We start from the raw sequence: 24,398 nt of genomic DNA, 5'->3' as shown, positions 1-24,398 counted from the left end.
GATAATTTCCGCTAAAATAGAGAGATAATTATAAGCACAAAAAAACTTAGTTTCCGTTGAAGCAACGATAAGACGTTGTGGCGAACGAAATTTCATGTGTTGTTGCTGTTCAGGATTAAACGTTGTCTCAAATTATCTTCAGAATGTTCATATTAATGAGCATTTCATTTAGCGTTCTAGCGGTAAATACCTCACCCTCTGTTTTTTACCCTTTGCCTGTTCAGGCGCAGGGGAATTTCCTTGCGGCCAAAAATCTCTATCTAGGTGCTGGTGGTGGATTGTGGATCCATGATGTGCATGGAAAAGTGCTCTTTTATGATGGTCGGGCTCTACTTCCACGCAAGGGCAGTCTGCTACAGTTTTCATCGGAAAGCGTTGCTTTTCTTAACGATGAGTTTTGGACTTTTTTTGACAACGAAGTCTACCGACATAGTCCTGGCATCGGTAATGAACTCGCCTTCAGTTTGAGCCCCGGTGCTGAGATCGCCAATATTGGTGCTTCCGGTGACTTTATTTGGGTCACAGATGGAGCCAATTTCTATACGTATAACACCCGATCCTTAGAATTTAATACCTACTCACTTCTCAAACTGTACCGATACAACAACAGTAGCGACATTACGATTAATGATGCTGAGTGGGTACTATCAAAATGGGTTCTGGCAACAAGTTCTGGCACTTACCTATCAGAAAATCAAGAGTTTGCCCATGTTCCTGCTTCCGATAAACACTACATCGAAACCGTCTACTTTTCGAATGCGAGACGTGAATTACTGATTGGTACATTAAATGGCGTTGTGATTGTCGATTTGGCTAATTCAGAGAAAGAGACCAAGATCAGTGGCTCGCATGTTCTCTCTGTTGCTGAAACCACGGATCAATATTGGATTGGTACTGAACACGGCCTGATTAGCTACAACTTTATTACCGGCGAAATCACTCGTTTTGAACAAGCGGCTAACCAAGACTTTTCGTTACCGGGCGAGAAAATTTACTCGCTGATTAATGATCATGCTGGCGGTATGTGGGTGGCGACAAATAATGGTATCCGTTATTTCTCGTTGTTTAGTAAGACTTTTTCTCGAACGCCACTTAACGGAATGGGAATGCACTCGAGTAGCGTTGTGATCAACAAAGTGCAGCCTGTTGCTGACCACCAGTCTTGGGTCGCGTCATCTATGGGCCTATATTTGGTCGATTCGCAAAGTGAAGACGTTCCTATTCGTGTTCATACAAAACCAGTTAAGGATTTTGAGATCTTTGGTTCATCAATCTGGATTGCAACTGAAGAGGGCATTCTCAGTTTTAATACCCAAACGTTGCAGGCTGAACCGCTCGATTTGCCGAGAGCGATTCAGGGCGTTCATGTTGAGAATTTTGCTCTTCAACCTGACCAAACTTTGTGGATGACATCTGGGCAAAACCTATATTCGTTATCGATCCAGACTATGCAGTTAGCGTCTTATGGCGCTGATTGGTTGGTCGATAAATTTCTCCCCGCCGAAATCACAGACCTCAATGTAGGCTTGCAAGGCAGTGTTTACATCGGTACGGATCATGGTTTCTATTCATTTATCGATAAGAGAATCAGTTTCAATCGTTCTAGTGAAAGATTTGGCAAAGTTGTCGATATTGAGCAAGCAAAGGACGGTTCTCAATGGTTTGCTGGCAGTTACGGTGTGTATCGAATTCCCTATGACAGCAACATCATTGATGAGATCGCCCTTGTCGAAGACAATATCAGCCCGAATTGTTTGATCAGCGATGATAATGGGGTATGGCTGGGATCATCTAAGGGGATCAGTTATTACGGACTCGATGGCCAGTTGCATAAACACATCGGTTCACCGTTTGGTTTGATCACCAATGAATTAGCGGCGGGCGCTTGTGCACTGTTTTATAGTGAAGCAAATCAATCTTCGAGGCTTGTTTTAGGCTCTAAGTATGGTGTGGTCAGTGCATTGTCCAATGAGCTTTTAGTATCGACGACGCCTCATAGCCGAGCATTATTAAGCAAGATCAGTGTTGACCAAGAAACGGTATCGCTTGGTGGAAGAACGTTGGATTTAAAAGAAATACCTTACGGCTCTTCTATTGGTTTCAAGCTTGGTATTTTACCGGCGACGTTTGCTCCTGCGATGGAGTATAGGCTCAATGACAATGAGCCTTGGAGCGAGTTTGAGGGAGGCTTGCTTACGCTAGACCACTTGCTTCCCGGTGACTACACGCTTGAAGTGAAACCGGTGAAGGACTCGCATTATCGTTTTGTTTCCACCAATCAAAGTTTCTCGATAGCTGAGCCTTGGTATCTGAGCAATTGGGCAGCAGCAAGCTCCCTGATTCTACTTATTTGTGTAGTCACTATTCTGGTGTTTTGGCGTTCACGTTATGTCACTTTTGCCAATAGACATTTAAAAGCGCAAGTCGCTTTAAAGACCGATCAGTTAAGGCATCAAAGCCGGATTTTATTAACGACCAATCAACAGCTCAAAAAGCAACTGTCTGTTAAGAATGTATTGGTTTCTCATACGGCGAAAGAATTGTCTGATGAAGTGAATCAGATTGCTCTAATGCTACCCAATTGGAATGATGACCAAGGAAAGTCTCCGATCCTAGCGTTAAAAAATGGTTTAGCTCAATTGAGTAATAGCCAAGAGGGAGAGGGAACGGTTTGTTACGACGTGATTTTGATCTTGGAGTCGGTACTCAAAGCTTGGAAGGACGACTTAGCTAAAGCGGGAATCGAGCTGGATATCAGCGTTGAAACCAAGCATCGACATGTGTCGCTGTTGTATTTTAATCTCGATATTATCTTTAATAGCTTGGTCGCGAGTATCATCAAGCGAAATTTCAAATCGCAGAGTATGGTGATATTGGTGGAAGAGGTTAAAGGTCATCTCGTTGTTACGATAAGAGATCATGGTATGCCTTTCCCTAAGTTGGCTTCAGCGATTAATGACAGTAGTGGGAAATCAACCGATCTTAATATTGAAAAGCTGCCTTTATTGATGAATCAAAGTGGTGGAGAACTCAATGCCTTCATTTCGGATTCTCAAAATAAAGTTCAACTGTCTTGGCCAATTGAATATCAAGTATTGCAAAACCTTGAAGCGAGTACCATAGAGCAAATCGAGACGATCAAGCACACAGTCTCAAGTTCAGAACAACAAAAAGTGAGTGCGGAGCAAGAGTGGAAAAACAAAGTGTCACAGCTTGTAAGTGAACACTACGCTGATGCTGAATTTGGTACAGCAACTGCTGCGAAGTCTTTGTTCATGTCTGAGAGAAGCTTACAACGACGTTTTAAACTCGCTTATCACAAGACATTCAAGGAACACTTGAATGAAGTTCGCCTCGAACATGCTTGTGAGCGCTTACTCGCGGGAGAAAAAGTGTCAGACGTAGCCTTTGATTCCGGATTTAATGACCCGTCCTACTTTAGCCAAAGGTTTAAGCATCACTTTGGTATGTCTCCCTCTAAGTTTGCAGAAAACAACGAAGAGTAGTGAGCTGCGGATTGAGACTGTTTTCATATAGATAAAGATACTCTAAGCCTCGACATTCGTGTTGGGGCTTTTTTACGCTCATATGAGATAGAGATAGAGATAGAGATAGAGATAGAGATAGAGATAGAGATAGAGATAGAGATAGAGATAGAGATAGAGATAGAGATAGAGATAGAGATAGAGATAGAGATAGAGAGTTAGGATTGTAGTAAATTTGCTAGGGATATAACGAGGAAGAAAAAAAATATCGTGGCATAGCCGGGGGGACTATACCACGGGTGTCAAGGACACCTTCGCTTGCTGCCGGAGTGATATGGCAAGCCACATCACCTCTGGAATAAAATTAAAGAGAAGTAGTTTCTCTTCGATGGAGTAACTATACGTCTGCCCACTTATTTTACTTATAAAATTAACGACAGATGGCCATGAGAAAACCGACATTATTTTAAGCTGTTGATAAGTAATGTTTTTATTTTGTTTTGAGAGGTTCGTACTAGTGAGGTAGTTCTCGTTGCTTGTTGAAAGTAACGTTTTTGACGTAAACGTTTTTAACGAAATTTACGAGTATGTATTTTCGAAAACATTGATTTCACACAATGGAATTGTGGTCATGTATGTGTATTATGCTGGTAATAACAATCTTTCTCATTATCAGTCACGAATTGGGTATTTATGAAACTCTCACAACTAGAGCAAGGCAAAGCGGCTTCTATTGTTGCACTAACAGGTTTAACACCAGAAGTTAGAAAAAAACTTATGGTCATGGGCATGTTGCCAAAAACCGAGGTGACGTTGATTCGCCGTGCACCTATGGGTGATCCGCTTCAAGTTGAAGTGAGAGGCGTTTCAATCGCCATTCGTGAAAGCATCGCAGAACAAATCGAGGTTATCTAAATGGATTATCAAGTTCTAACCGTTGGTAACCCTAATAGTGGTAAAACAACATTATTTAATGCATTGACCGGCGCCAAGCAGCATGTTGGTAACTGGGTCGGTGTAACTGTAGAAAAGAAGACGGGTGTCTATTCTCACGCTGGTGATAAGTTTCAGCTTACCGATTTACCTGGTATCTACGCGCTAGACAGTGGTAATGACGCGAACAGCATCGATGAGTCTATTGCATCTCGCGCTGTGCTTACTCACCCAGCAGATGTGATCATCAATGTTGTTGATGCGAGCTGTTTGGAAAGAAGCTTATACATGACATTACAATTGCGAGAGTTGGGTCGTCCAATGATCGTTGTATTGAACAAAATGGATGTATTAAAGCGTGAACGTCAGGTCATTAACCTTAAGGCTCTAGAAAAAGAGCTAGGCTGTCCGGTTCTGAGCTTGTCTGCAAACGACAAAGGCCAAGTGGTTCGCTTTAAAGAACGCCTTCATAAGTTACTTGTTCAAGGTGTGAGCCTTGACCCTATCTCTATCGATTACGACGCAGCATTAGAAGCACTAATCCCTTCTGTTGAATCACAATTTGATGATGCTGATGTGTCGCATAGAGCACTAGCGATTCGTGCTTTAGAAAATGATTACCTGGTTCTAAATGGTCTTGCTCCTCAGCCTCGCACTCAAATTGATAGCGTGCGCCTGAGTGCTGACTTTGATATTGATCTCGCGGTTGCCGATGCAAAATACACTTTTCTACATGACCTTTGTAAGCGTGTTCGCCGAAGTGAAGGCAAGCTAAGCCGAAACTTCACAGAAAAAGCAGACCAATTCATTTTGAACAAGTGGGTTGGTATTCCTTTCTTCTTTGTCATTATGTACTTGATGTTTATGTTCTCTATCAATATCGGTAGTGCGTTTATCGACTTCTTTGATATTGGTGTAGGTGCGTTATTGGTTGATGGTGGTCATCACTTATTAGACGGACATTTACCTGTTTGGTTAGTGACAATCCTTGCCGACGGTATCGGTGGCGGTATTCAAACGGTTGCTACCTTTATTCCGGTAATCGCTGCTCTTTATCTATTCTTAGCGGTATTAGAAAGTTCAGGCTACATGGCGCGTGCTGCATTTGTACTTGATAAAGTGATGCAGAAAATCGGCTTGCCGGGTAAGGCTTTTGTTCCTCTGGTACTTGGTTTTGGTTGTAACGTTCCTTCGATCATGGCAACACGTACTCTTGACCAAGAGCGTGAGCGTAAACTGGCAGCATCAATGGCACCGTTTATGTCATGTGGTGCGCGTTTACCAGTATACGCACTGTTTGCAGCCGCATTTTTCCCTGGTGCCGGACAAAACGTAGTCTTCGCTTTGTATATCATGGGTATTGTTGCTTCTGTGTTCACCGGTCTATTCCTTAAAAATACAATCTATCCTGGCAGCAGCGATAGTTTGGTTATGGAAATGCCGGATTACGAATTGCCGACTGTGCAAAACGTAATGCTAAAAACGTGGCAAAAACTGAAGCGTTTCGTGCTTGGTGCTGGTAAAACAATCGTAATGGTTGTGGCAATTCTGAGCTTCTTGAACTCTCTGGGTATGGACGGCAGTTTTGGCAACGAAGACAGCGAAAGCTCTGTGCTATCTAAAGCGGCTCAAGTTGTGACACCGGTGTTCCAACCGATTGGTATTACTGAAGAGAACTGGCCTGCAACGGTTGGTATCATCACTGGTATCTTCGCTAAAGAAGCGGTTGTCGGTACATTAAACAGCTTGTACACCACACCTTCAGACGAAGAAGCGGCTGAATTCGATTTAGCTGCAAGCTTGCAAGAAGCAGTCATGACCATCCCTGAAAATCTATCTGGCTTGAGCTATTCAGATCCGTTAGGTATCGAAGTGGGTGACTTATCGGACTCAAGTTCTGTCGCTGCGGATCAAGAAGTTGATACTTCTATCTTTGGTAACCTGAAAGATAAATTTGTATCAGGGCATGCGGCATTTGCTTACTTAATCCTAATCTTGCTTTACACACCTTGTGTGGCCGCGATGGGTGCTTATGTTCGTGAATTTGGTCAGATGTTTGCGCGTTTCATCGCAGTTTGGACAATGGCACTTGGCTACTTCGGTGCGACCTTCTATTACCAAGCGGCAAACTTCGCTGCTCATCCAGTCAGCAGTGCGGTATGGATGGTGGCGATTGCTGGTGGCTTTGTATTGACGTATCGAGTCTTCAAGAAAGTCGGCAGTAAGCAGAAAGCATTAGAGGTGCAAGTCGTATGATTTTAACTGAACTTCATCAATACATTGATAACGAGGGTGTCGCAGCTCGTAGTGAACTCGCGTCTAAGTTTGGCATGAGTGAAGACGGTGTTGATGCGATGCTGAGTGTGTGGGTCAAGAAAGGGAAGATATCCCGCTTGGTCGACACCAACAAGCATGGACATACAACTCGTATTCGTTACACCATCAGCAAACAAGATGGTCTGTCACTTAATGTGATGATGTAGTTCAGGTCTTCATACTCTCGTTGAAAACGGCGAGATTAGACAATAGAAAAGCCGCTCACCTATTTTAGATGAGCGGCTTTTTGTTATGTGTCTTTATTTGAACTGCCTTGCTTTAAAGCGTAATGAGATGAACTCGAATTACGCTTTCTTGAAGATAGAGCTCAATGACAGAACGTTCTGGATACGAGTATGGATTGCAGCTTGTTCTTCTTCTGTACGCTGCTCACCTTTAGTGTTTCCCCATACTGGTCCTGGCCATGCGATGTCATCTTTGAAGCGTGCAATATGATGAATGTGCAGTTGTGGCACCATGTTACCTAGCGCGCCTAGATTTAATTTGTCTGGTTGGAATGTCGCTTCTAATGCTTGGCTTACCGCTTGAGACTCAAGCAAGAACTGCTGTTGTTCTTTCATTGGTAGATGGTGCAGTTCTTTTAGGTTGGCACGTTTTGGTACCAAGATAACCCAAGGCACTGCGCTGTCTTTGCTTAGCAGTGCCAAGCTTAGTGGAAATTCGCCGATAAGCGTGGTGTCTTTTGCTAACTGTGGGTGAAGTTCAAAGCTCATTATTATTATCCATTTCGATTTCTTGAATTCAGTATACGTTAGATAAAACAAAAGGTTGATGCTCTCACATCAACCTTTGTATTTATTCATTGTAACCCGAAGGGAATTACATACGCTCTAGAGTTTCGATACCTAGAAGCGACAGACCTTGCTTGATAGTCTTAGCTGTCAGTGCAGCAAGCTTCAGGCGGCTCTGTTTAACGGTTTCGTCTTCAGCCACAAGGATAGGGCACGCTTCGTAGAAGCTAGAGAATTGACCAGCAAGTTCGAACAGGTAGCTACACATGATGTGTGGTTGACCTTCACGAGCAACAGACTGTACCGCTTCTTCAAATTGTAGAAGTTTCGCGATAAGTGCTTTCTCTTTCTCTTCAGTGATTTTGATTTCACCTTCAAGAGAGTCCATAGAAATGCCTGCTTTAGCAAAGATTGAAGCGACACGAGTGTATGCGTACTGCATGTACGGTGCTGTGTTGCCTTCAAATGCCAGCATGTTTTCCCAGTCGAACACGTAATCAGTGGTACGGTGCTTAGAAAGGTCTGCGTATTTAACTGCTGCCATTGCTACTGTGTTCGCGATGGTTTTCTTCTCGTCTTCTGCTAGCTCAGGGTTTTTAGATTCAATCAGCTGAGTTGCACGTACTTCTGCTTCGTCCAGAAGATCAGCAAGACGAACTGTGCCGCCTGCGCGAGTTTTAAATGGCTTACCATCTTTACCTAGCATCATGCCGAATGCGTGGTGCTCAAGAGATACAGACTCAGGAACATAACCCGCTTTACGAACGATAGTCCAAGCTTGCATTAGGTGTTGGTGCTGACGAGAGTCAATGAAGTAAAGTACGCGGTCTGCGCCCAGCTCTTCAAAACGGTATTTAGCACATGCAATATCGGTGGTGGTGTACAGGAAGCCACCGTCACGTTTTTGTACGATAACGCCCATCGGGTCGCCATCTTTGTTTTTGTATTCGTCTAGGAATACAACTTGTGCGCCGTCAGACTCTTTTGCTAGGCCTTGTGCTTGTAGATCAGCAACGATGTTTGAAAGCATGTGGTTGTACATACTTTCACCCATCACATCATCACGTGTCAGTGATACGTTTAGGCGATCGTAGTTACGTTGGTTTTGAACCATGGTTACGTCAACCAGCTTTTTCCACATTTCAGCACAGTATGCGTCGCCGCCTTGCAGTTTCACTACGTAGCCACGTGCTTTTACTGCGAATTCTTCGTCTTCGTCGTAAAGCTTTTTAGATTCACGGTAGAACTGCTCAAGATCTGAAAGCTCCATTGAAACTTCACCAGTTTCAGCTTGGATACGCTCAAGGTTTGCGATAAGCATACCGAATTGAGTACCCCAGTCACCAATGTGGTTAGCACGGATAACTTTGTGACCTAAGAACTCAAGTGTACGAACAACAGCATCACCGATGATCGTTGAACGTAGGTGACCAACGTGCATTTCTTTTGCAACGTTTGGAGCAGAGTAGTCAGCAACAATTGTTTGTGCTTCAGCTGCTGCAACACCAAGGCGAGAGTCAGCCAGTGCTGCGTCCGCTTGTTGCGCTAGGAATGCTTCATCTAGGAAGATGTTTAGGAAACCTGGACCTGCGATTTCAACTTTAGAAGCGATACCGTCTAGGTTTAGAACGTCCAATACTTTTTGAGCAAATTCTCGAGGGTTAGTGCCTAGTCGTTTAGCAACGCCCATAACGCCGTTTGCTTGGTAGTCACCAAATTGTGGTTTTGCAGATTGGCGAACAGCCGCAGGAGAGCCTGCAGGTGCGCCAGCGGCTTCTAGAGCCTGAGATACTTTGTCATTAATCAGTGCTTGGATATTCACACGCGTTTCCTTCAATTCAAGGATGAATAAGAGTGGCCGTTATTTCGTGGGTATTAAATTTGGTTAATTATGCTTCGAGTTAACGATTTAATGCCGAAATGAACAACAGACTCTGTTTAAGTTCACAAAAATGGCGTTAATCATACCAATTTTGTGGGGTTTCTTATAGGTCGAATTGATAGAAAATTAACATTTCCTGAGGGGTTTTTGACAATCGACTTTGACCAAGCCAGGTTTGTCTATTTAGGAAAGTAAGACACCGTACTTTTTGAACGTTTTTTTGTAAAAGCAACGCTTGTTGCTGAAAGTAAAACTGATACCATGCAGCCATTATTTGGAGAACAAAGACAATGACGATGAGCCTGAAGCAAGCCCAACTAGAACCACAACAAATGATTGCGCGCCTTGATACGTTTATGGCGAAAATTGAGAACCTAGGAAATACATTGGGTTTAGATTTAAGCTTTGCTCAAGCGGATCATATTGCATTAAGAATCAACGAAACTGAGCTTGCGAAATCAGCACATCAAGCATGGTCTGAATACGGCTCGACGATTTCAGAAGCGATGATTAACGGTCGTCCAATTGTTGTGTTGGCTTTCGATGAACCATTGCAAAGTCTTGGTTGGAAGATTGAATGCTTAGAGCTTCCGTACCCTGCAGAAGGTAAAATTTACCCGTCTCAAGACTGGGAGCATGTAGAGTTTGTGATCCCTTCTCACGCACAGACTGCCGATGAATATCTAGCGGATCTTAAAGAAACTTACCCACAGTTTGCCGCTAAGTTTGAAACCTTGGCTGAGCAAGGTGTTAAGATCAAACTCTCTAGCCCGAAAGGTGAGGGTGAGCGTTTGAATAATCCAACGGTAGCTTTTAAGCATCAAGGGATTTGCATCAAGCTGCATCCACACTCTTTGAAGAAGATTGTAGAGTCTGAACAAGCTTAATTTGAGTAGAGAATTGCTGGGATAGATTCCTGATCTCGCCTAGACTCGTCGGAATGACGGGGTGTTTGTCAGAGTCTACAGTTAGAAGATTCATGGCCAAATTCGTCATTCCCGATAGCGACGAAGGAGCGTAGTTGGGAATCTCTAAAAGCTAGTCTAATAACCAGATACAAAAAAACGCGCAATGGGTTAAGCCTGTTGCGCGTTTTTTATTGAGTTCTAACTGAAAGTCTTACTGTAAATCGAATCCCCGACTTACAGAATTACAGTCTTGTTGCCGTAAACAAACACATGATCGTTGATCACTTTGTTTAGAGCCTTACTCAATACGTTTTTCTCTACGTCACGACCCGCTTGAGCCATGTCTTTTGCGCTGAAGTTGTGATCCACTGGGATAACATCTTGCTTGATGATTGGGCCTTCATCGAGATCGTTTGTCACGAAGTGCGCCGTTGCACCAATGATTTTAACGCCGCGCTCATACGCTTGCTGGTATGGTTTAGCACCAATAAAGGCGGGCAAGAAGCTGTGGTGAATGTTGATGATCTTGTGGTTGTACTTCTCAACAAAGCCCGGAGTCAGCACTCGCATGTATTTAGCAAGAACCAAATAGTCCGCCTCGTACTGGTCAATCACTTCAAGCATCTTCTTCTCATGTTCTTCACGGTTTAAACCTTCGTGAGAAACATGATGATAAGGAATATCAAAACGCTCGGTCAAGCTTTGCAGAGTATCGTAGTTGCCAACAACAGCGGCAATTTCTACATCTAAGCTGCCATCGAAGTTCTTCATCAGAATATCGCCAAGGCAGTGTGCTTCTTTAGTTACCAGAATCACAACACGCTTACGAGATGAATCAACCAGCTTACGTTTTGTGTTTTCTGGCAGGGCTTGGTCTAAATCGGCGAGTAAGGTTTCGTCATTGAAGTAACCCTCTAGCTCGGTACGCATAAAGAAGTGGCCACTAGTATTATCAACGAACTCATTGTTGTGAATAATATTGAGTTGGTGCTTGTAACAAATGTTGGTGATCTTTGAGATGAGGCCAGGGGCGTCAGTACAATGTGTTAATAAAGTTTTTCTTTCCATTTGCATCTTACTTCCATGAAATGTTTTTATTCTTCAAATTTAATGCAGGCCGTCGAACGGTGAACTGAGCCGCAATATCACCGTTATAATTAATCTATTATCAATTTGGTTTCAACAAAATCTACCGTTCATTTAGGGGATTAATAAATTGAGAGGCTTAATAAATTCAGGTAGAGGTTAGCTTTCTGACGGTTTTAACCGATATTCTCGGTCAAGTCCCACTAGAGCGAGCCAACATTTCAGCCATACATAGGTGATCATTTATGGATAAAGAGTTACTAGCGAAAAAGTTATATTGTAAGCGTGTAAATTCATTAGTTGGTGATGCTCAGATGGACGGCAACGTTCTTGATGAAATGTGGGAAAGCAAGGCTTCTCCGACTGATGCTGCTAAAGCCATGCAATCAAGTGATACCGACTTTACTGGTGCGCCTTGGTTATCTCGTTATTTGAATCGTAAGTAGTTAAACAACCCTTTCATTTGTTTTGGGCTAGGTTGATAAGCAGGACTTAGCCTGCCATGTTCTATTCGATAGACACCTCCGGTGCGCAGTCATTTCTGATTCGCACCGGCTCACTAAACCTGCCATAATTCGCCTTCTATTTTTCTAAAACACGTACTCTATGATATCTAAAACGTTTTCTGCTGATGGTGCTCTGGGTAAAGCGATCCCTGGGTTTCAACCACGACAAGCTCAGCTGGATATGGCTGAAGCGGTCTCACAAGCCATTGAGAAACAAAGCCAACTGGTTGTTGAGGCGGGGACAGGTACCGGCAAGACGTTTGCTTACCTCGTGCCAGCGCTGCTAAGTGGCAAGAAAACTATTATCAGTACGGGTTCTAAAAACCTTCAAGAGCAGTTGTTTCATCGTGACTTACCATTGATGGTCGATGCACTTGGCTTTTATGGTCAGGTTGCCCTGCTGAAAGGTCGTTCAAACTATTTGTGTTTAGACCGCTTGAGCCGCCAGATGATCGAAAGTCATGGTACTCATACCGATCCAACACTGCTGGCTCAGTTAGTCAAAGTACGCAGTTGGTCGTCGGCGACTCAAACTGGTGACTTAGGCGATTGCGATGATATTGCTGAAGATAGCCCAGTTATCCCAACCATTACCTCAACTAACGACAACTGCTTAGGTAAAGAATGCCCAAGCTACACCGATTGCTTTGTGCTGAAAGCGCGTAAAAAAGCAATGGATTCGGATGTTGTCGTAGTAAACCACCACTTGTTCTTAGCTGATTTAGCGATTAAAGAAACCGGGTTTGGTGAGCTGATACCTGAAGCCGATGTGTTTATCTTCGATGAAGCGCATCAACTTCCTGATATCGCCAGCCAGTATTTCGGACAATCAGTATCAAGCCGACAAATCCAAGAACTAGCTAAAGACATTGAAATTGCTTACCGCACTGAAGCCAAAGACATGCGTCAGTTGCAAAAGGTTGGCGAGAGGCTAATTCAATCAGCTGCTGACCTACGTATTGTGCTCGGCGACACAGGATTTCGCGGTAACTGGCGTGAAGCGTTGAAGTCAGAGTCGATCGCGAGAGAGTTGGTTCGTTTACAAGATGCGTTGCAACTGGCCGTCGATGTATTGAAATTAGCATTGGGTCGAAGCCAGTTGTTAGACACGGCTTTCGAACGTGCAACCATGATTAAGTCGCGTATCGAACGCGTGTGTGATGTGTCGATTACCGGTTATTCCTATTGGTATGACACAACGCCACGACAATTTGCTTTGCACATCACGCCTCTTTCAGTTGCCGATAAATTCCACGAACAAATCGAGCTTAAGCCGGGTGCTTGGGTGTTTACTTCAGCAACACTAGCGGTGTCGGATGACTTCGACCACTTCACCTCTCGACTTGGATTAAAGCCGTCGGCACAGTTTTCACTGCCGAGCCCATTTGATTATCCGAATCAGGCGCGCTTGTGTGTGCCTCGTTATCTTCCGGAGCCCAATAGTCCAGGTTTGGCTGACAAATTAGTCAGGATGCTGGCTCCTGTGATTGAGCAAAACCAAGGTCGTTGTTTCTTTTTGTGTACCTCACACAGCATGATGAAAGAGTTGGGCGAGCGATTCCGTGAAACGCTTACTGTACCCGTTCTATTGCAAGGTGAGACCAGTAAGCAAAAAACCTTAGCGGAATTCATGGAATTAGGTAACGCATTGCTGGTGGCCACGGGGGCATTCTGGGAGGGGATCGATGTTAGGGGCGACGCATTAAGCTGTGTTATCATCGATAAATTGCCCTTTACCGCCCCAGACGACCCGTTACTTAAGGCTCGAATCGAGGACTGTAAGCTAAAAGGGGGTGATCCTTTTGCACAAGTGCAGTTACCAGACGCAGTGATTACCTTGAAACAAGGTGTTGGCCGATTAATACGTGATAAGCGTGATAATGGCGCTTTGATTATTTGCGATAACCGATTGGTGACCCGTGATTACGGTGGTGTATTTTTGGCGAGTTTACCGCCTATCCCACGTACCCGTGACTTAGGGATCATTAAAGAATTCTTAGCTAAAGACCATTCAACCGCTGCTGAGTAATTGGCATTGTTGAGTTTAGCCATTATTTTTAGATTAGATAACGAATATTTGAGACACGAATGAGCGCGAAAATTCTTGCAGTAGATACCGCAACTGAAAACTGTTCAGTTGCACTAGTAATGGGTGACCAGGTGTTCGCACGTAGCGAAGAGGCTCCTCGAGACCATACGAAAAAAATTCTACCTATGGTTGATGAAGTACTGAAAGAAGCGAACATCGCTTTAACCGATATTGACGCAATCGCGTTTGGCCAAGGCCCAGGCAGTTTCACGGGTGTACGTATCGGTATTGGTATTGCTCAAGGCTTGGCTTTCGGTGCTGATTTACCGATGATCGGTGTGTCTACACTGGCAGCGATGGCGCAGGGCAGCTACCGTAAATTTGGTGAAACTCACGTAGCAACAGCGATTGATGCTCGCATGAGTGAAGTGTACTGGGCTCGTTACAGCCGTGAACAAGACGGTCGTTGGACTGCAGTTGATGCTGAATGTGTCACACCTCCAAGCGAATTGGCTGCGCAGCTTGAAGTGGATTCTGAGACATGGGCAAAAGTAGGCACCGGTTGGGAAGCGTACGCAGAGCACATGGATACACTAGCGATCAACACTAAAGCGTGTGAGGTTCTGTTCCCAGAAGCTCAAGATATGGCGTTCCTTGCTCAATTCGCTTACGCAGAAGGCAAAGCGGTTGCAGCTGAAGAATCTGAGCCAGTTTACCTACGTGACAAAGTGACGTGGAAGAAACTGCCAGGTCGTGAGTAAATACGTATTATTTTGGCTCTGCATTCACTTTGCAGAGCCAAAATTAAAACAGATACAAAATTATTAAGATTAGGTACAAAATTCCTTAAGCATGGTTTCAATAAACGGCTTACCTCCTTCTTCGATAGGCAATACATCCAAAACCAATCGAACCAATAAAAAGAACGAGGTAAAAAAAGGCGATGCAAAAACCTCAGTTGGTCAGCCAACTAAGGTCGCGAATGCTGTCTCGCATTCCATTCGCCAAGTCAAAGAATCTGAGATTCACAAAGCTCAGGTTCAATATGATCTTCCAGAAGGGCGTGGACGCCGTGCGATGGAAGAGTATATGGATGTGATGAATCAAGCTAAAAAAGAGGAACTTGCGAAGCTTATTGGGGTCGATATTTATATCTAGCTTTGTGCTTTTATTTATCCTGTTCTAAGGACCAGCATTATGTTTTCTCTCATTTCTAAATCTCGCTTATTTTTTCTTGTCGCTTTCTCTTCGATGGTGATGGGCTGCTCCTCTTTGCCTGAAGAACTTAATGCAAACTCTGAACAAGTCGTGACAGACTACCAAGAGTGGGTAAACACAGTGCCAGACGCTGGTGATGTTCGCTTAGGTGGTGTGATTGCCAAGGTGACAAACTTACAAGATAAGACTCGTGTTGAAGTAGTTAACATGCCGATCTCAAGCAGCGGTAAGCCAGATATTGATGCCGAACCCAAAGGGCGCTTTGTCGCTTACATTGATGGTTATGTTGAGCCATTGAGTTTTGCTGAAGGTCGTTTAGTCACTTTGGTGGGCACATCGAATGGCACAGAAGATGGCACTATTGGTGATTATCCTTATACTTTTCCGGTAATGAATGTTTATAACCAACGCTTGTGGCAAATCACAGAAAGAGTAGTTGTGAACGACTTTGCTCCTACTTACTACTCATGTCGCAGCTTACATTGTCGTAGTTTTCAAACGATGCCAAGACAAGGGCGCGTAATTAAAGATGTCGAATAGTTAGCATCGTTTAGGATTAATGGATACATCAAGACAGGAATAACAAACTATCAATGATTGAAAAGTCATATTCTCTTGCGAGCGGGACGCTTGCAACACAACAGATTGGTAACCCCGAAACGACCGCTACGACGGTCGTTTTTATTCATGGGTGGTTAGATAACTCAGCGAGTTTTTCTTCTGTTATATCGAATCTAGAAGTACTTTCACCAAATTCTCATCTGGTTGCTATTGATCTCTTTGGCCATGGGTTTTCATCGCATAAGTCGGGCAGTTACTACCCGTTTCATGACTATATCGACGATTTGCATCAGTTGGTGACTAAATTATCGCCAAACAGACTGGTACTAGTAGGACATTCACTTGGTGCATTGATCGCAAGTTGCTATAGTGCCGCCTTTCCTGAAAAGGTGTCAGGATTAATCCAAATTGAAGGTCACGGACCTCTTTCTGAAGCTCCCCACGAAACAGTCTCTCGCTTGAGGGATGGGGTACTCAGTCGTCTTCGACAGCGAAGAAAGCCTTCACGTCCTCTGGCAAGCCTTGAGGATGCTATTAAGCTGAGAGCTCACGCCAATCAAATCAAAGCAGAACTTATTGCTCCTATTGTTGAACGAGGAATCGTTGAGCTAGGTACTATTGATCAAGCTGCTTTTGAGCAAGCGACAGTAGATCACGTTGCTTTTGACCAAGCGACTTTAGATCAGGGTATTGCCGAGTTCGATAACTCTTGGCAATGGCGATGCGACCCTAACCTAAAATGTGACTCGTTATATCGAATGTCACAAGCGCATGCTGAAGCGATCATGGCGGCTATTGAATGCCCTCAATTAATAGTTTTAGGAAATGATGGATTCCGACATTTGCAGCATAATCGCTACAAATCAGCCCATAGTTCTCTGAATATAGAGACTGTTCCTGGCGGACATCATTGCCATTTAGAGAGCCCAGAGCTAGTTTCAGAGCTAATTCTTGGTGTAGTTAACAAAATTTAAACAAGTGTTTGAGCCTTTTAGTGCTCATGCACTAAAGCTGTGCTGTAATACCGCAATGATAAAAAGCGGCGAAGCAGTCGTCAGCTGATAAACGAGGAGTAACATAGTGGACAAACCTTGGCTTTCACGTTATCCAAGTGACGTACCAGAGACGATCAACCCAGATCAGTACCCATCTCTTATTGAAATGTTCGAACAGTCAGTACAGAAGTACGCAGACCAACCGGCATTCGAGAACATGGGGTCTATCATGACATTCCGTAAGCTTGAAGAGCGCAGTCGTGCTTTTGCTGCTTACCTGCAGAATGATCTAAAACTGAAGAAAGGCGATCGTGTCGCGCTTATGATGCCAAACTTGCTGCAATACCCAATTGCACTCTTTGGTGTACTGCGTGCAGGTATGATTGCAGTGAACGTCAACCCACTGTACACGCCTCGTGAACTTGAACACCAATTGAATGACTCTGGCGCAAAGGCGATTGTTATCGTTTCTAACTTTGCGAGCACACTAGAGAAAGTCGTTGATAAAACTCCGGTTAAACACGTTGTGCTAACCAGCTTGGGGCAAATGCTGCCACGAGCGAAAGGTACGATTGTCGACTTCGTAGTGAAATACGTAAAAGGCATGGTGCCTAAGTACGATCTGCCGGGTGCTATCTCATTCAGAAAAGCGCTGCATAAAGGCCGTCGCCTACAGTATGTGAAGCCATTTATGGCTGGCGATGACATCGCATTCCTACAGTACACAGGTGGTACAACGGGCGTAGCGAAGGGCGCAATCCTAACGCACCGCAATATGATTGCGAACGTACTTCAAGCGAAAGGGGCATATAGCCCGGTACTGCAGGAAGGCCGTGAATTGGTGGTAACGGCACTGCCGCTTTACCACGTGTTCGCACTGACTGTGAACTGCTTACTGTTTGTTGAAATGGGCGGTCGTAACCTTCTGATCACCAACCCGCGTGACATTCCTGGCTTTATTAAAGAGCTGCAAAAGGTTCCGTTTACCGCGATTACTGGCGTAAACACCTTGTTCAATGCGTTAGTGAATAACGAAGATTTCCACGAATTGGACTTCAGTAACATGCGTTTATCTGTTGGCGGCGGTATGGCGGTTCAACGCGCTGTTGCTGAGCAATGGAAGAAAGCGACAGGTGTCCATCTACTTGAAGGCTATGGTTTAACCGAGTGTGCTCCTCTGGTAACGGGTAACCCATACGATCTGAAAGACTACACGGGTGCAATCGGTCTACCAGTACCATCAACAGAAGTTCGTATTGTTGATGATGAAGGTAAAGTGGTTGGCAATGACCAAGTGGGTGAATTGCAGGTTCGTGGTCCTCAAGTGATGCAAGGCTACTGGCAACGTCCAGAAGCGACCAAAGAAGTGATTGACCAAGACGGTTGGTTATCGACTGGTGATATCGTTAAGTTTGATGACGAAGGCTTGTTGTACATCGTTGACCGTAAGAAAGACATGATTCTTGTGTCTGGCTTCAACGTTTACCCGAACGAGATTGAAGATGTAGTGGCTCTGCATGGCAAAGTGTTAGAAGTTGCGGCTATCGGTCAACCTCATGAAGTGTCAGGTGAGTTGGTTAAGATTTACGTTGTGAAACGTGACCCTAGCCTAACCAAAGAAGACATTATCGCGCACTGCCGTGAACACCTAACAGGCTACAAGATCCCTAAATTGATTGAGTTCCGTGAAGAACTACCAAAAACCAATGTAGGTAAAATCTTGCGCCGAGTGCTTCGTGAAGAAAACGACGCAGAGCTTGCCAAACGCGCAAGCGAGTAATGCTCGGGTTTGCGAGAAATTAGCCCCCGAAACCATTCAGGCGCTTAATCTAAGCGAGCGCTGAAAAATGGTGTTAGAATGCCGACAGTTCATGTCGGCATTTTTGTATCCGGCGATCAAAGTAAAATCAGTGAGAGTTTTTGTGGATTATCAAATCATTACCCAAGTGAAAGACCTTGAGCGAGTTTGCCAACAAGCACGTGAAGCCGATGTTGTTATGCTTGATACAGAGTTCGTTCGTACAAGAACCTATTACCCTCAATTAGGCTTAATTCAGTTATTTGATGGTGAAACGCTGTCACTGATTGATCCTATTGCTCTTGATGAAATGACACCGTTTGTTGGGCTATTGAAAGACACGTCAGTACTGAAAGTACTACATGCGTGTGGCGAAGATCTAGAAGTGTTCCAGAATGCATTTGGTTGTACGCCAACGCCAATGGTTGATACGCAGATCATGGCAGCCTTCTTAGGTCATGGTCTTTCAACTGGCTTTGCAGCTCTAGTTTCTGAGTTTGTAGGTGTTGACCTAGATAAGAGTGAATCTCGCACCGACTGGCTAGCGCGTCCTCTTTCTCAAAAGCAACTCGACTACGCAGCAGCAGACGTTCACTACTTGATGCCAATGTACAACAAGCTTCTAGAAAAAGTGATGGAAGCTGGCTGGTGGGAAGCGGCGCAGCAAGAGTCTGATTTACAAGTAGCTAAGCGCATTCGTAAAGCAAACCCAGACAACGCTTACCTTGATATTAAAGGCGCGTGGCAGCTAAAACCTCAGCAACTCGCTATTTTAAGACCGCTAGCAACTTGGCGTTTAAAAGAAGCGATTAAGCGTGATTTAGCGCTGAACTTTGTCTTTAAAGAACAAGACCTATGGGCCGTAGCTCGATTCGCGATGAAAGATCCTAAGCATATGGAGCAGGAAGGTTTTGATTACCGTTCTGTACGTCGCCATGGTGCGAAGATCAGCTCAATCGTGAAGTTGGCTGAGCATACGCCAGAAGAAGAGTACCCAGCGCCAGTAGAACGTCTAATGGACTACCCAGGTTACAAGCAACTCTTCAAGGTGTTGAAAGATGAAGTGAAAACAGCATCGCAACACAGTGGTTTAGCGACTGAGTTTTTGGCGTCGAAGAAGCAACTTAACCAAGTGTTAAGCTGGATTTGGAAGTACGATCGTAACCCAGAGAAGCTACCTGATGTGATGCAAGGTTGGCGTCTAGACGTAGTAGGCGAGAAGTTAAATAAAGCAATCAAGTAACTTTAGTTCTGTAGTAAGCAACGAATGCTTTAGAGATAAAAGTTTCAGACACAAAAAAGAGAGCCTAGGCTCTCTTTTTTATTGAATATTGATAAGCACAGCTCAGGCTCTAGTTATCGATCTTCTTCTGGAAGCTTAACGTTCAGCTCTAATACGGAGATGTCGTCATCTTTGTGTTCGAAAGTCAGATCAACCATTGATGGATCGACTTCCACATACTTCGCAATACACTTCAAGATGTCTTCTTTCAGTTGCGGTAAGTATGATGGTGCAGGGTCGTCATGGCTGCGTCGCTCAGCAACAATGATCTGCAAACGCTCTTTGGCTAGGTTTGCGGTTGTCTTTTTTTGTGGTCTGAAAAACTCTAGTAATGACATTGCGTATTAGCCCCCGAACAGTCTTTTGAAGATGCCTTTCTTCTGTTCCGTTAAGAAACGGAAGTCCACTTGGCTACCCAGTAGTCGCTCTACAGTATCATTGTAAGCCATACCCGCGTCGGTTGCTTCGTCAAAGATAACTGGAACACCTTTGTTTGACGCGTTCAGTACTGCTTGGCTCTCTGGAATCACACCCAGTAGAGAGATGTGCAGGATTTCTTCAACGTCTTCAACACTGAGCATCTCACCTTGAGTTACACGTGCTGGGTTGTAGCGAGTCAATAGAAGGTGTGTTTTCACTGGCTCTAATCCGTCTTCTGAACGACGAGACTTAGAATCAAGAATACCAAGAATACGGTCTGAATCGCGTACAGAAGAGACTTCAGGGTTGGTGGTTACAATCGCTTCATCAGCAAAGTAAAGCGCCATTAGAGCACCTTGCTCGATACCTGCAGGAGAATCACAGATGATGAAATCAAAGCCCATTTCATCCAGTTCATCAAATACACGACGAACGCCATCTTTCGTCAATGCGTCTTTATCACGAGTTTGAGAAGCAGGAAGAATGAACAGGTTCTCTGTGCGCTTGTCTTTGATCATTGCTTGGTTCAGCGTCGCTTCACCATTGATCACGTTAACGAAGTCGTACACAACACGACGCTCACAACCCATGATTAAATCTAGGTTACGCAGACCGATATCAAAATCGATAACCGCTGTTTTCTTCCCTTTCAGAGCTAAGCCAGAGGCAATAGCTGCACTGGAGGTCGTTTTGCCCACCCCGCCTTTACCTGACGTTACAACGATAATGCGTGCCATTCTTTTTTCCTTTTATTTCTCTTATATTGCGAGGACATCAACGTGTAATACATCGTTTGCCATACTGAACATGGTTTTCTTTTGCCAGTACTCGCTATCAATTTGATCGCTGAGCCAGTAATTTCCTGCAATGGAAACCAGCTCGGCTTGTAAATCATTACAAATTATTTTTGCTTCAGTTTGACCACTTGCACCTGCAATTGCACGACCGCGTAGCGTGCCATGAATGTGGATGCTGCCATCGGCAATCACTTCTGCACCTGCACTTACGTGGCTAAGAATCAGCAAATCACCGTCTTTGGCATACACTTGTTGACCCGAACGAATCGGGGTTCTCACCACTTTTATCGGAGCCATTTTTGCCGGCGCTTGAGAGGGAGACTTGCTCGCTGTCATAACGGCAAAACCTGCATCTCTGGCTAAGTTTTGCATGCGCTTATCTGAACAACCTGCCACACCAACCGGGATCATGCCCGCTTGAGATATACCATTTTTTAGCTGTACGAAATCAATATCGCCAGCGACTTTGCTGATATTGATAACAACAGGTGCAGCCGCAAAAAAAGTGGGTGCTTGGTCTACCTTCTCTTGAAGAAAAGACACTGCATTTTCGACTTGATCATCGGATAAGTGCAAAACAGATAGCGTGAAACTGCTACCTTTTAGATCTGGGTTACTAGACATCGAAAAACTACAGGACCTCAATTGCGGATAGGTACAATTTCTTTCATCTTAAAGATAAAGGGCATTGCCTGAAACTAGGTTTATCATGTTATATTCCCAAACCAAGCACAGCAAGTAATCTTGTTGTCAAATAAACGTTTTGTCCCCAATATTTCATCAACATAAACTATTGAACTCACAAGTGAGAGTTTTGTAGCCATAAACATTTAAAAAAGGTTTGTCATGCTGTGTTCTATATATAAAAGCTCAAAAAAAGAAGGAACATACCTCTATATCCCAAAAAAGGATGATTTCTCACAAGTCCCTGACGCACTGATGCAAATGTTTGGTAAACCTAGCTTTGTAATGGTAATTAAAATGGAAGGCCGCACGCTTGCCCAAGTCAGCATCGAAAAAGTGAAAGAGTCACTAAAAAACGATGGTTTCTTTTTGCAGGTTCCGCCTCCACCGGTTAACGAACTTGAACTGCATAAAGAGCGTAAAGCTCAGCAGAATGTTCAAGACGAAGAGTGATAGCCACCTAATTCAAGGAGGAATGATCGTTGAGTAAATTTTCTAAAACCCTATTAGCCGTGTCAGCATTGCTATTGGGCAATAGCCTGACTATCGGTTCAGTACAGGCTGAAGAGCTTAGCTTTGAACAATATGTAGAGAAGCTAAAGCAGCAAGGCCGTGAACAAGGCATTTCTGAAGCGATCATTGAAGAAGCCTTTAATGGCGTGACGTTTAAGCCGAGAGCTGTCAAAGCTGATAAGAACCAACCTGAGAAGAAACTGACTCTGGATGAATACATTCCACGTGCGGTTCCAGATTGGAAAGTGAAACAGGCAAGATCGCTCTATAAGAAACACTACACAGCGTTAAAGCGTATTGGCGACGAGTACGGTGTTCAACCAAGGTTCATTGTCGCTCTGTGGGGCGTAGAAAGTAATTTTGGCAAGTTCACTGGCAATTACAGTGTTATCGATGCTTTAACCACTATGGCTTACGAAGGGCGCAGAGAAGCGTTGTTCCGTAGCGAAGCGATGGCTGCGTTAACGATTCTTGACCAAGGCCATATCGCACCCAATGAGATGAAAGGTTCTTGGGCTGGCGCGATGGGGCAGCCTCAGTTTATGCCAAGCTCATTCTTAGCTTATGCCGCTGATGGTAACGGCGACGGTAAGAAAGATATTTGGGGCACTGAAGAAGACGTGTTTGCTTCGGCGGCTAATTATCTCAGCCAATCCGGTTGGGATGACAAATATACATGGGGCCGTCAGGTTCACGTTCCGGCAAATGTGTCTATCGAGATGCAAGGTCGAGGTGAAGATAAAGCGAAATACTTAAAAGAGTGGTCTGAACTCGGCATTAAGCGTTTTGACGATCGCCCATTACCAACGCTTGATGAAGATATTAAAGCTTGGCTAATTATGCCAGACGATGAAACTGGCCGTTCTTACCTCATTTACAACAACTACAATGTGTTAATGAAGTGGAATCGTTCTTACTACTTTGCGTTGGCGGTTAGCCATCTAGCAGACAGAATTAAGTTTGATTGACCTAATTTGATTAACAGACTTAATTTGGTTAATAGCCTTAGGTCGCTTTGAATAGCATTTGGCCTACCATAGGCAGAACGAACTAAAGGACTCTTCGGAGTCCTTTTTCTTTTATATTTCAGAGATTTTTAAAGGTGGTCTTGTGCTAACAGATAGAGCCGCACAGATGGTGATATTCCATGCATTAATCAAGCATGAAGGCTTTACCAGTGCAGCAAAAAGTTTGAATGTGTCGGTGTCTCACATCAGTAAGCAAGTTGCTTTGCTCGAGGACTCGATAGGTATCAAGCTGGTGCAAAGAACCACACGCAGCCTGACACTAACTGAAGCAGGGGAAGTGTTCTATCAGCACTGCGAGCAGCTGTTCAATACGGTGAAAGCGGCTCAAATGGATATGGACAGCCAGCGTGATGATATCTCTGGGATATTCCGCATAGGCTTGTCACAGTCATTTGGCACACTGCATATCATTCCTGCAATTGATCAGCTCAGACAGCTTTACCCGCAGCTGAGAATCGAAGTGCATTTGTTCGATTACAAAGTGGACATGATTGAAGAGCGCTTGGATCTCTGGATCACTAACAATGAAGACTTGCCAGAAGGCTACATCGCACAGCGCTTAGCTGATAGCCAGTTTGTAGTAGCCGCATCACCGGATTATCTGATTAAGGCAGGGACTCCACACGTGCCTTCCGATTTGATTGAGCATAATTGCCTTATTTATCGCAGTCGTGAACGAGACTACACATCGTGGGCATTTGATAACGGCCAAGAAAACCTCAGTGTTAAAGTGGCGGGTGATTACTCGGTGGATTTAGCTGAAGCGGTACGAGACGCGGCAGTATCGGGTTGGGGCGTTGCTTATCTGGCGACTTACTTAGTCAAAGAAGAGTTTAGAACGGGCAAGCTCATCCAAGTATTGCCAGAATGGCGAGCGAGTCAGCTGATGCCGTTTTACGCTGTGTATCCGAGTAGAAAGAACATGCCGAAGAAGCTTTCTGCAGTGATTGAGTTCATCAAAGATCATATCGGGTCGCCAACTTACTGGGATGAAAACCTTAAAACTTGCGTTGAGCTGCACCGTTAACTGTTTCCTAATCTATAAATATAATTTCCGTATGGAAAAAGTATGCTTTTTAATCAAGTTAAGTCATTAAAATTCAATGCTTTAATATAATCATAGGTAAGGCAGTGATAATCCCAACATCACATTAACAACCGCACCTTGCCGCAAACGATTTCCTCTATACAATGCGTCGCCTTTC

Annotated in this window: 22 protein-coding genes; 16 read left to right on the top strand and 6 right to left on the bottom strand. The window is 44.2% G+C overall.

All coding sequences use genetic code 11. The annotated features are described in order from the left end of the window. Window positions 1–155: 155 nt before the first annotated feature. The 4 genes from AC3CKG_RS11835 to AC3CKG_RS11820 all read left to right on the top strand — a co-directional run bounded on the left by AC3CKG_RS11835 (window position 156) and on the right by AC3CKG_RS11820 (window position 6,901). Window positions 156–3,506 (top strand): helix-turn-helix domain-containing protein, encoded by a 3,351-nt coding sequence (locus AC3CKG_RS11835; protein ID WP_488528393.1) that lies wholly within the window; start codon window positions 156–158, stop codon window positions 3,504–3,506. 672 nt (window positions 3,507–4,178) lie between these two features. Then, the gene (locus AC3CKG_RS11830) at window positions 4,179–4,400 is read left to right on the top strand and encodes a FeoA family protein (protein WP_008221191.1); all 222 of its coding nucleotides are present in this window, start codon (window positions 4,179–4,181) and stop codon (window positions 4,398–4,400) included. Continuing rightward, window positions 4,401–6,674 carry a Fe(2+) transporter permease subunit FeoB gene (gene feoB / locus AC3CKG_RS11825; protein ID WP_065103146.1) on the top strand — a complete coding sequence of 758 codons (2,274 nt, stop codon included), beginning with the start codon at window positions 4,401–4,403 and terminating at the stop codon, window positions 6,672–6,674. It abuts the gene before it with no gap. Further along, entirely contained in the window at window positions 6,671–6,901 is a 231-nt protein-coding gene (locus AC3CKG_RS11820) for a FeoC-like transcriptional regulator (RefSeq protein ID WP_086049824.1), read from the top strand. The genes feoB and AC3CKG_RS11820 overlap by 4 nt, the downstream gene beginning before the upstream one ends. Window positions 6,902–7,039: 138 nt before the next feature. Here AC3CKG_RS11820 and AC3CKG_RS11815 read toward each other — a convergent pair whose 3' ends face one another. Together AC3CKG_RS11815 and argS are read right to left on the bottom strand one after the other, a co-directional pair. Next, on the bottom strand, window positions 7,040–7,468 hold the full coding sequence (locus AC3CKG_RS11815) for an HIT family protein (protein ID WP_065110960.1): 429 nt from the start codon (window positions 7,466–7,468) through the stop codon (window positions 7,040–7,042). 106 nt (window positions 7,469–7,574) lie between these two features. Beyond that, complete coding sequence (gene argS, locus AC3CKG_RS11810) at window positions 7,575–9,308, bottom strand: arginine--tRNA ligase (protein WP_065110961.1); 1,734 nt, start codon at window positions 9,306–9,308, stop codon at window positions 7,575–7,577. Window positions 9,309–9,658: 350 nt separating this feature from the next. Between argS and AC3CKG_RS11805 the strand changes: the two genes are divergently transcribed. Then, window positions 9,659–10,255, top strand: coding sequence for a VOC family protein (locus tag AC3CKG_RS11805; protein WP_102384730.1), 597 nt, complete (start codon window positions 9,659–9,661; stop codon window positions 10,253–10,255). A gap of 255 nt (window positions 10,256–10,510) precedes the next feature. Here AC3CKG_RS11805 and purU read toward each other — a convergent pair whose 3' ends face one another. Next, window positions 10,511–11,344, bottom strand: coding sequence for a formyltetrahydrofolate deformylase (purU, locus tag AC3CKG_RS11800; protein ID WP_029223462.1), 834 nt, complete (start codon window positions 11,342–11,344; stop codon window positions 10,511–10,513). A 263-nt stretch (window positions 11,345–11,607) separates the two neighbouring features. On the opposite strand from purU, the gene AC3CKG_RS11795 reads away from it, so the two are divergent. The 8 genes from AC3CKG_RS11795 (at window position 11,608) to rnd (ending at window position 19,712) form a co-directional block, all read left to right on the top strand. Then, window positions 11,608–11,808, top strand: coding sequence for a hypothetical protein (locus tag AC3CKG_RS11795; RefSeq protein WP_488528392.1), 201 nt, complete (start codon window positions 11,608–11,610; stop codon window positions 11,806–11,808). Between the two features lie 160 nt (window positions 11,809–11,968). Then, window positions 11,969–13,897 (top strand): DNA repair helicase YoaA, encoded by a 1,929-nt coding sequence (gene yoaA, locus AC3CKG_RS11790; protein WP_488528391.1) that lies wholly within the window; start codon window positions 11,969–11,971, stop codon window positions 13,895–13,897. 59 nt (window positions 13,898–13,956) lie between these two features. Then, window positions 13,957–14,658, top strand: a complete 702-nt coding sequence (gene tsaB / locus AC3CKG_RS11785) for a tRNA (adenosine(37)-N6)-threonylcarbamoyltransferase complex dimerization subunit type 1 TsaB (RefSeq protein ID WP_017074519.1) — start codon at window positions 13,957–13,959, stop codon at window positions 14,656–14,658. Between the two features lie 91 nt (window positions 14,659–14,749). Further along, complete coding sequence (locus AC3CKG_RS11780; protein WP_017074520.1) at window positions 14,750–15,055, top strand: hypothetical protein; 306 nt, start codon at window positions 14,750–14,752, stop codon at window positions 15,053–15,055. A 39-nt stretch (window positions 15,056–15,094) separates the two neighbouring features. Next, a complete protein-coding gene (locus AC3CKG_RS11775; protein ID WP_017074521.1) occupies window positions 15,095–15,655 on the top strand; it encodes a Slp family lipoprotein in 561 nt (186 codons plus the stop codon). Between the two features lie 53 nt (window positions 15,656–15,708). Further along, complete coding sequence (locus AC3CKG_RS11770; RefSeq protein ID WP_488528390.1) at window positions 15,709–16,650, top strand: alpha/beta hydrolase; 942 nt, start codon at window positions 15,709–15,711, stop codon at window positions 16,648–16,650. A 106-nt stretch (window positions 16,651–16,756) separates the two neighbouring features. Next, complete coding sequence (gene fadD, locus AC3CKG_RS11765; protein ID WP_004734190.1) at window positions 16,757–18,451, top strand: long-chain-fatty-acid--CoA ligase FadD; 1,695 nt, start codon at window positions 16,757–16,759, stop codon at window positions 18,449–18,451. A gap of 142 nt (window positions 18,452–18,593) precedes the next feature. Continuing rightward, on the top strand, window positions 18,594–19,712 hold the full coding sequence (gene rnd, locus AC3CKG_RS11760; RefSeq protein WP_032500282.1) for a ribonuclease D: 1,119 nt from the start codon (window positions 18,594–18,596) through the stop codon (window positions 19,710–19,712). 113 nt (window positions 19,713–19,825) lie between these two features. Here rnd and minE read toward each other — a convergent pair whose 3' ends face one another. The 3 genes from minE to minC are packed head-to-tail and all read right to left on the bottom strand — an operon-like array spanning window position 19,826 to window position 21,592. Then, complete coding sequence (minE, locus tag AC3CKG_RS11755; protein ID WP_010436847.1) at window positions 19,826–20,089, bottom strand: cell division topological specificity factor MinE; 264 nt, start codon at window positions 20,087–20,089, stop codon at window positions 19,826–19,828. Window positions 20,090–20,095: 6 nt separating this feature from the next. Further along, window positions 20,096–20,908, bottom strand: a complete 813-nt coding sequence (gene minD / locus AC3CKG_RS11750) for a septum site-determining protein MinD (protein WP_009848498.1) — start codon at window positions 20,906–20,908, stop codon at window positions 20,096–20,098. 21 nt (window positions 20,909–20,929) lie between these two features. Continuing rightward, the gene (gene minC / locus AC3CKG_RS11745; RefSeq protein ID WP_004734174.1) at window positions 20,930–21,592 is read right to left on the bottom strand and encodes a septum site-determining protein MinC; all 663 of its coding nucleotides are present in this window, start codon (window positions 21,590–21,592) and stop codon (window positions 20,930–20,932) included. Between the two features lie 222 nt (window positions 21,593–21,814). On the opposite strand from minC, the gene AC3CKG_RS11740 reads away from it, so the two are divergent. The 3 genes from AC3CKG_RS11740 to AC3CKG_RS11730 all read left to right on the top strand — a co-directional run bounded on the left by AC3CKG_RS11740 (window position 21,815) and on the right by AC3CKG_RS11730 (window position 24,220). Continuing rightward, complete coding sequence (locus AC3CKG_RS11740; protein ID WP_017110315.1) at window positions 21,815–22,105, top strand: YcgL domain-containing protein; 291 nt, start codon at window positions 21,815–21,817, stop codon at window positions 22,103–22,105. A 29-nt stretch (window positions 22,106–22,134) separates the two neighbouring features. Beyond that, complete coding sequence (locus AC3CKG_RS11735; protein WP_488528389.1) at window positions 22,135–23,133, top strand: lytic murein transglycosylase; 999 nt, start codon at window positions 22,135–22,137, stop codon at window positions 23,131–23,133. Between the two features lie 166 nt (window positions 23,134–23,299). Continuing rightward, a complete protein-coding gene (locus tag AC3CKG_RS11730) occupies window positions 23,300–24,220 on the top strand; it encodes a LysR family transcriptional regulator (protein WP_102363816.1) in 921 nt (306 codons plus the stop codon). Window positions 24,221–24,398 lie beyond the last annotated feature (178 nt).

The sequence above is a fragment of the Vibrio sp. QJM3NY_15 genome (assembly GCF_057785995.1).
This window is presented reverse-complemented; position numbering and strand designations above follow the sequence as displayed.

What these genes read in the sequence shown, in the direction of transcription:
- AC3CKG_RS11835 (WP_488528393.1), top strand. Translation starts at nt 156, where the DNA reads ATGAGCATTTCATTTAGCGTTCTAGCGGTAAATACCTCACCCTCTGTT.
- minE (WP_010436847.1), bottom strand. Translation starts at nt 20,089, where the DNA reads ATGTCATTACTAGAGTTTTTCAGACCACAAAAAAAGACAACCGCAAAC.
- AC3CKG_RS11770 (WP_488528390.1), top strand. Translation starts at nt 15,709, where the DNA reads ATGATTGAAAAGTCATATTCTCTTGCGAGCGGGACGCTTGCAACACAA.
- AC3CKG_RS11820 (WP_086049824.1), top strand. Translation starts at nt 6,671, where the DNA reads ATGATTTTAACTGAACTTCATCAATACATTGATAACGAGGGTGTCGCA.
- minD (WP_009848498.1), bottom strand. Translation starts at nt 20,908, where the DNA reads ATGGCACGCATTATCGTTGTAACGTCAGGTAAAGGCGGGGTGGGCAAA.
- AC3CKG_RS11795 (WP_488528392.1), top strand. Translation starts at nt 11,608, where the DNA reads ATGGATAAAGAGTTACTAGCGAAAAAGTTATATTGTAAGCGTGTAAAT.
- minC (WP_004734174.1), bottom strand. Translation starts at nt 21,592, where the DNA reads ATGTCTAGTAACCCAGATCTAAAAGGTAGCAGTTTCACGCTATCTGTT.
- AC3CKG_RS11740 (WP_017110315.1), top strand. Translation starts at nt 21,815, where the DNA reads ATGCTGTGTTCTATATATAAAAGCTCAAAAAAAGAAGGAACATACCTC.
- yoaA (WP_488528391.1), top strand. Translation starts at nt 11,969, where the DNA reads ATGATATCTAAAACGTTTTCTGCTGATGGTGCTCTGGGTAAAGCGATC.
- AC3CKG_RS11775 (WP_017074521.1), top strand. Translation starts at nt 15,095, where the DNA reads ATGTTTTCTCTCATTTCTAAATCTCGCTTATTTTTTCTTGTCGCTTTC.
- AC3CKG_RS11830 (WP_008221191.1), top strand. Translation starts at nt 4,179, where the DNA reads ATGAAACTCTCACAACTAGAGCAAGGCAAAGCGGCTTCTATTGTTGCA.
- AC3CKG_RS11815 (WP_065110960.1), bottom strand. Translation starts at nt 7,468, where the DNA reads ATGAGCTTTGAACTTCACCCACAGTTAGCAAAAGACACCACGCTTATC.
- AC3CKG_RS11805 (WP_102384730.1), top strand. Translation starts at nt 9,659, where the DNA reads ATGACGATGAGCCTGAAGCAAGCCCAACTAGAACCACAACAAATGATT.
- purU (WP_029223462.1), bottom strand. Translation starts at nt 11,344, where the DNA reads ATGGAAAGAAAAACTTTATTAACACATTGTACTGACGCCCCTGGCCTC.
- tsaB (WP_017074519.1), top strand. Translation starts at nt 13,957, where the DNA reads ATGAGCGCGAAAATTCTTGCAGTAGATACCGCAACTGAAAACTGTTCA.
- AC3CKG_RS11780 (WP_017074520.1), top strand. Translation starts at nt 14,750, where the DNA reads ATGGTTTCAATAAACGGCTTACCTCCTTCTTCGATAGGCAATACATCC.
- AC3CKG_RS11730 (WP_102363816.1), top strand. Translation starts at nt 23,300, where the DNA reads ATGGTGATATTCCATGCATTAATCAAGCATGAAGGCTTTACCAGTGCA.
- feoB (WP_065103146.1), top strand. Translation starts at nt 4,401, where the DNA reads ATGGATTATCAAGTTCTAACCGTTGGTAACCCTAATAGTGGTAAAACA.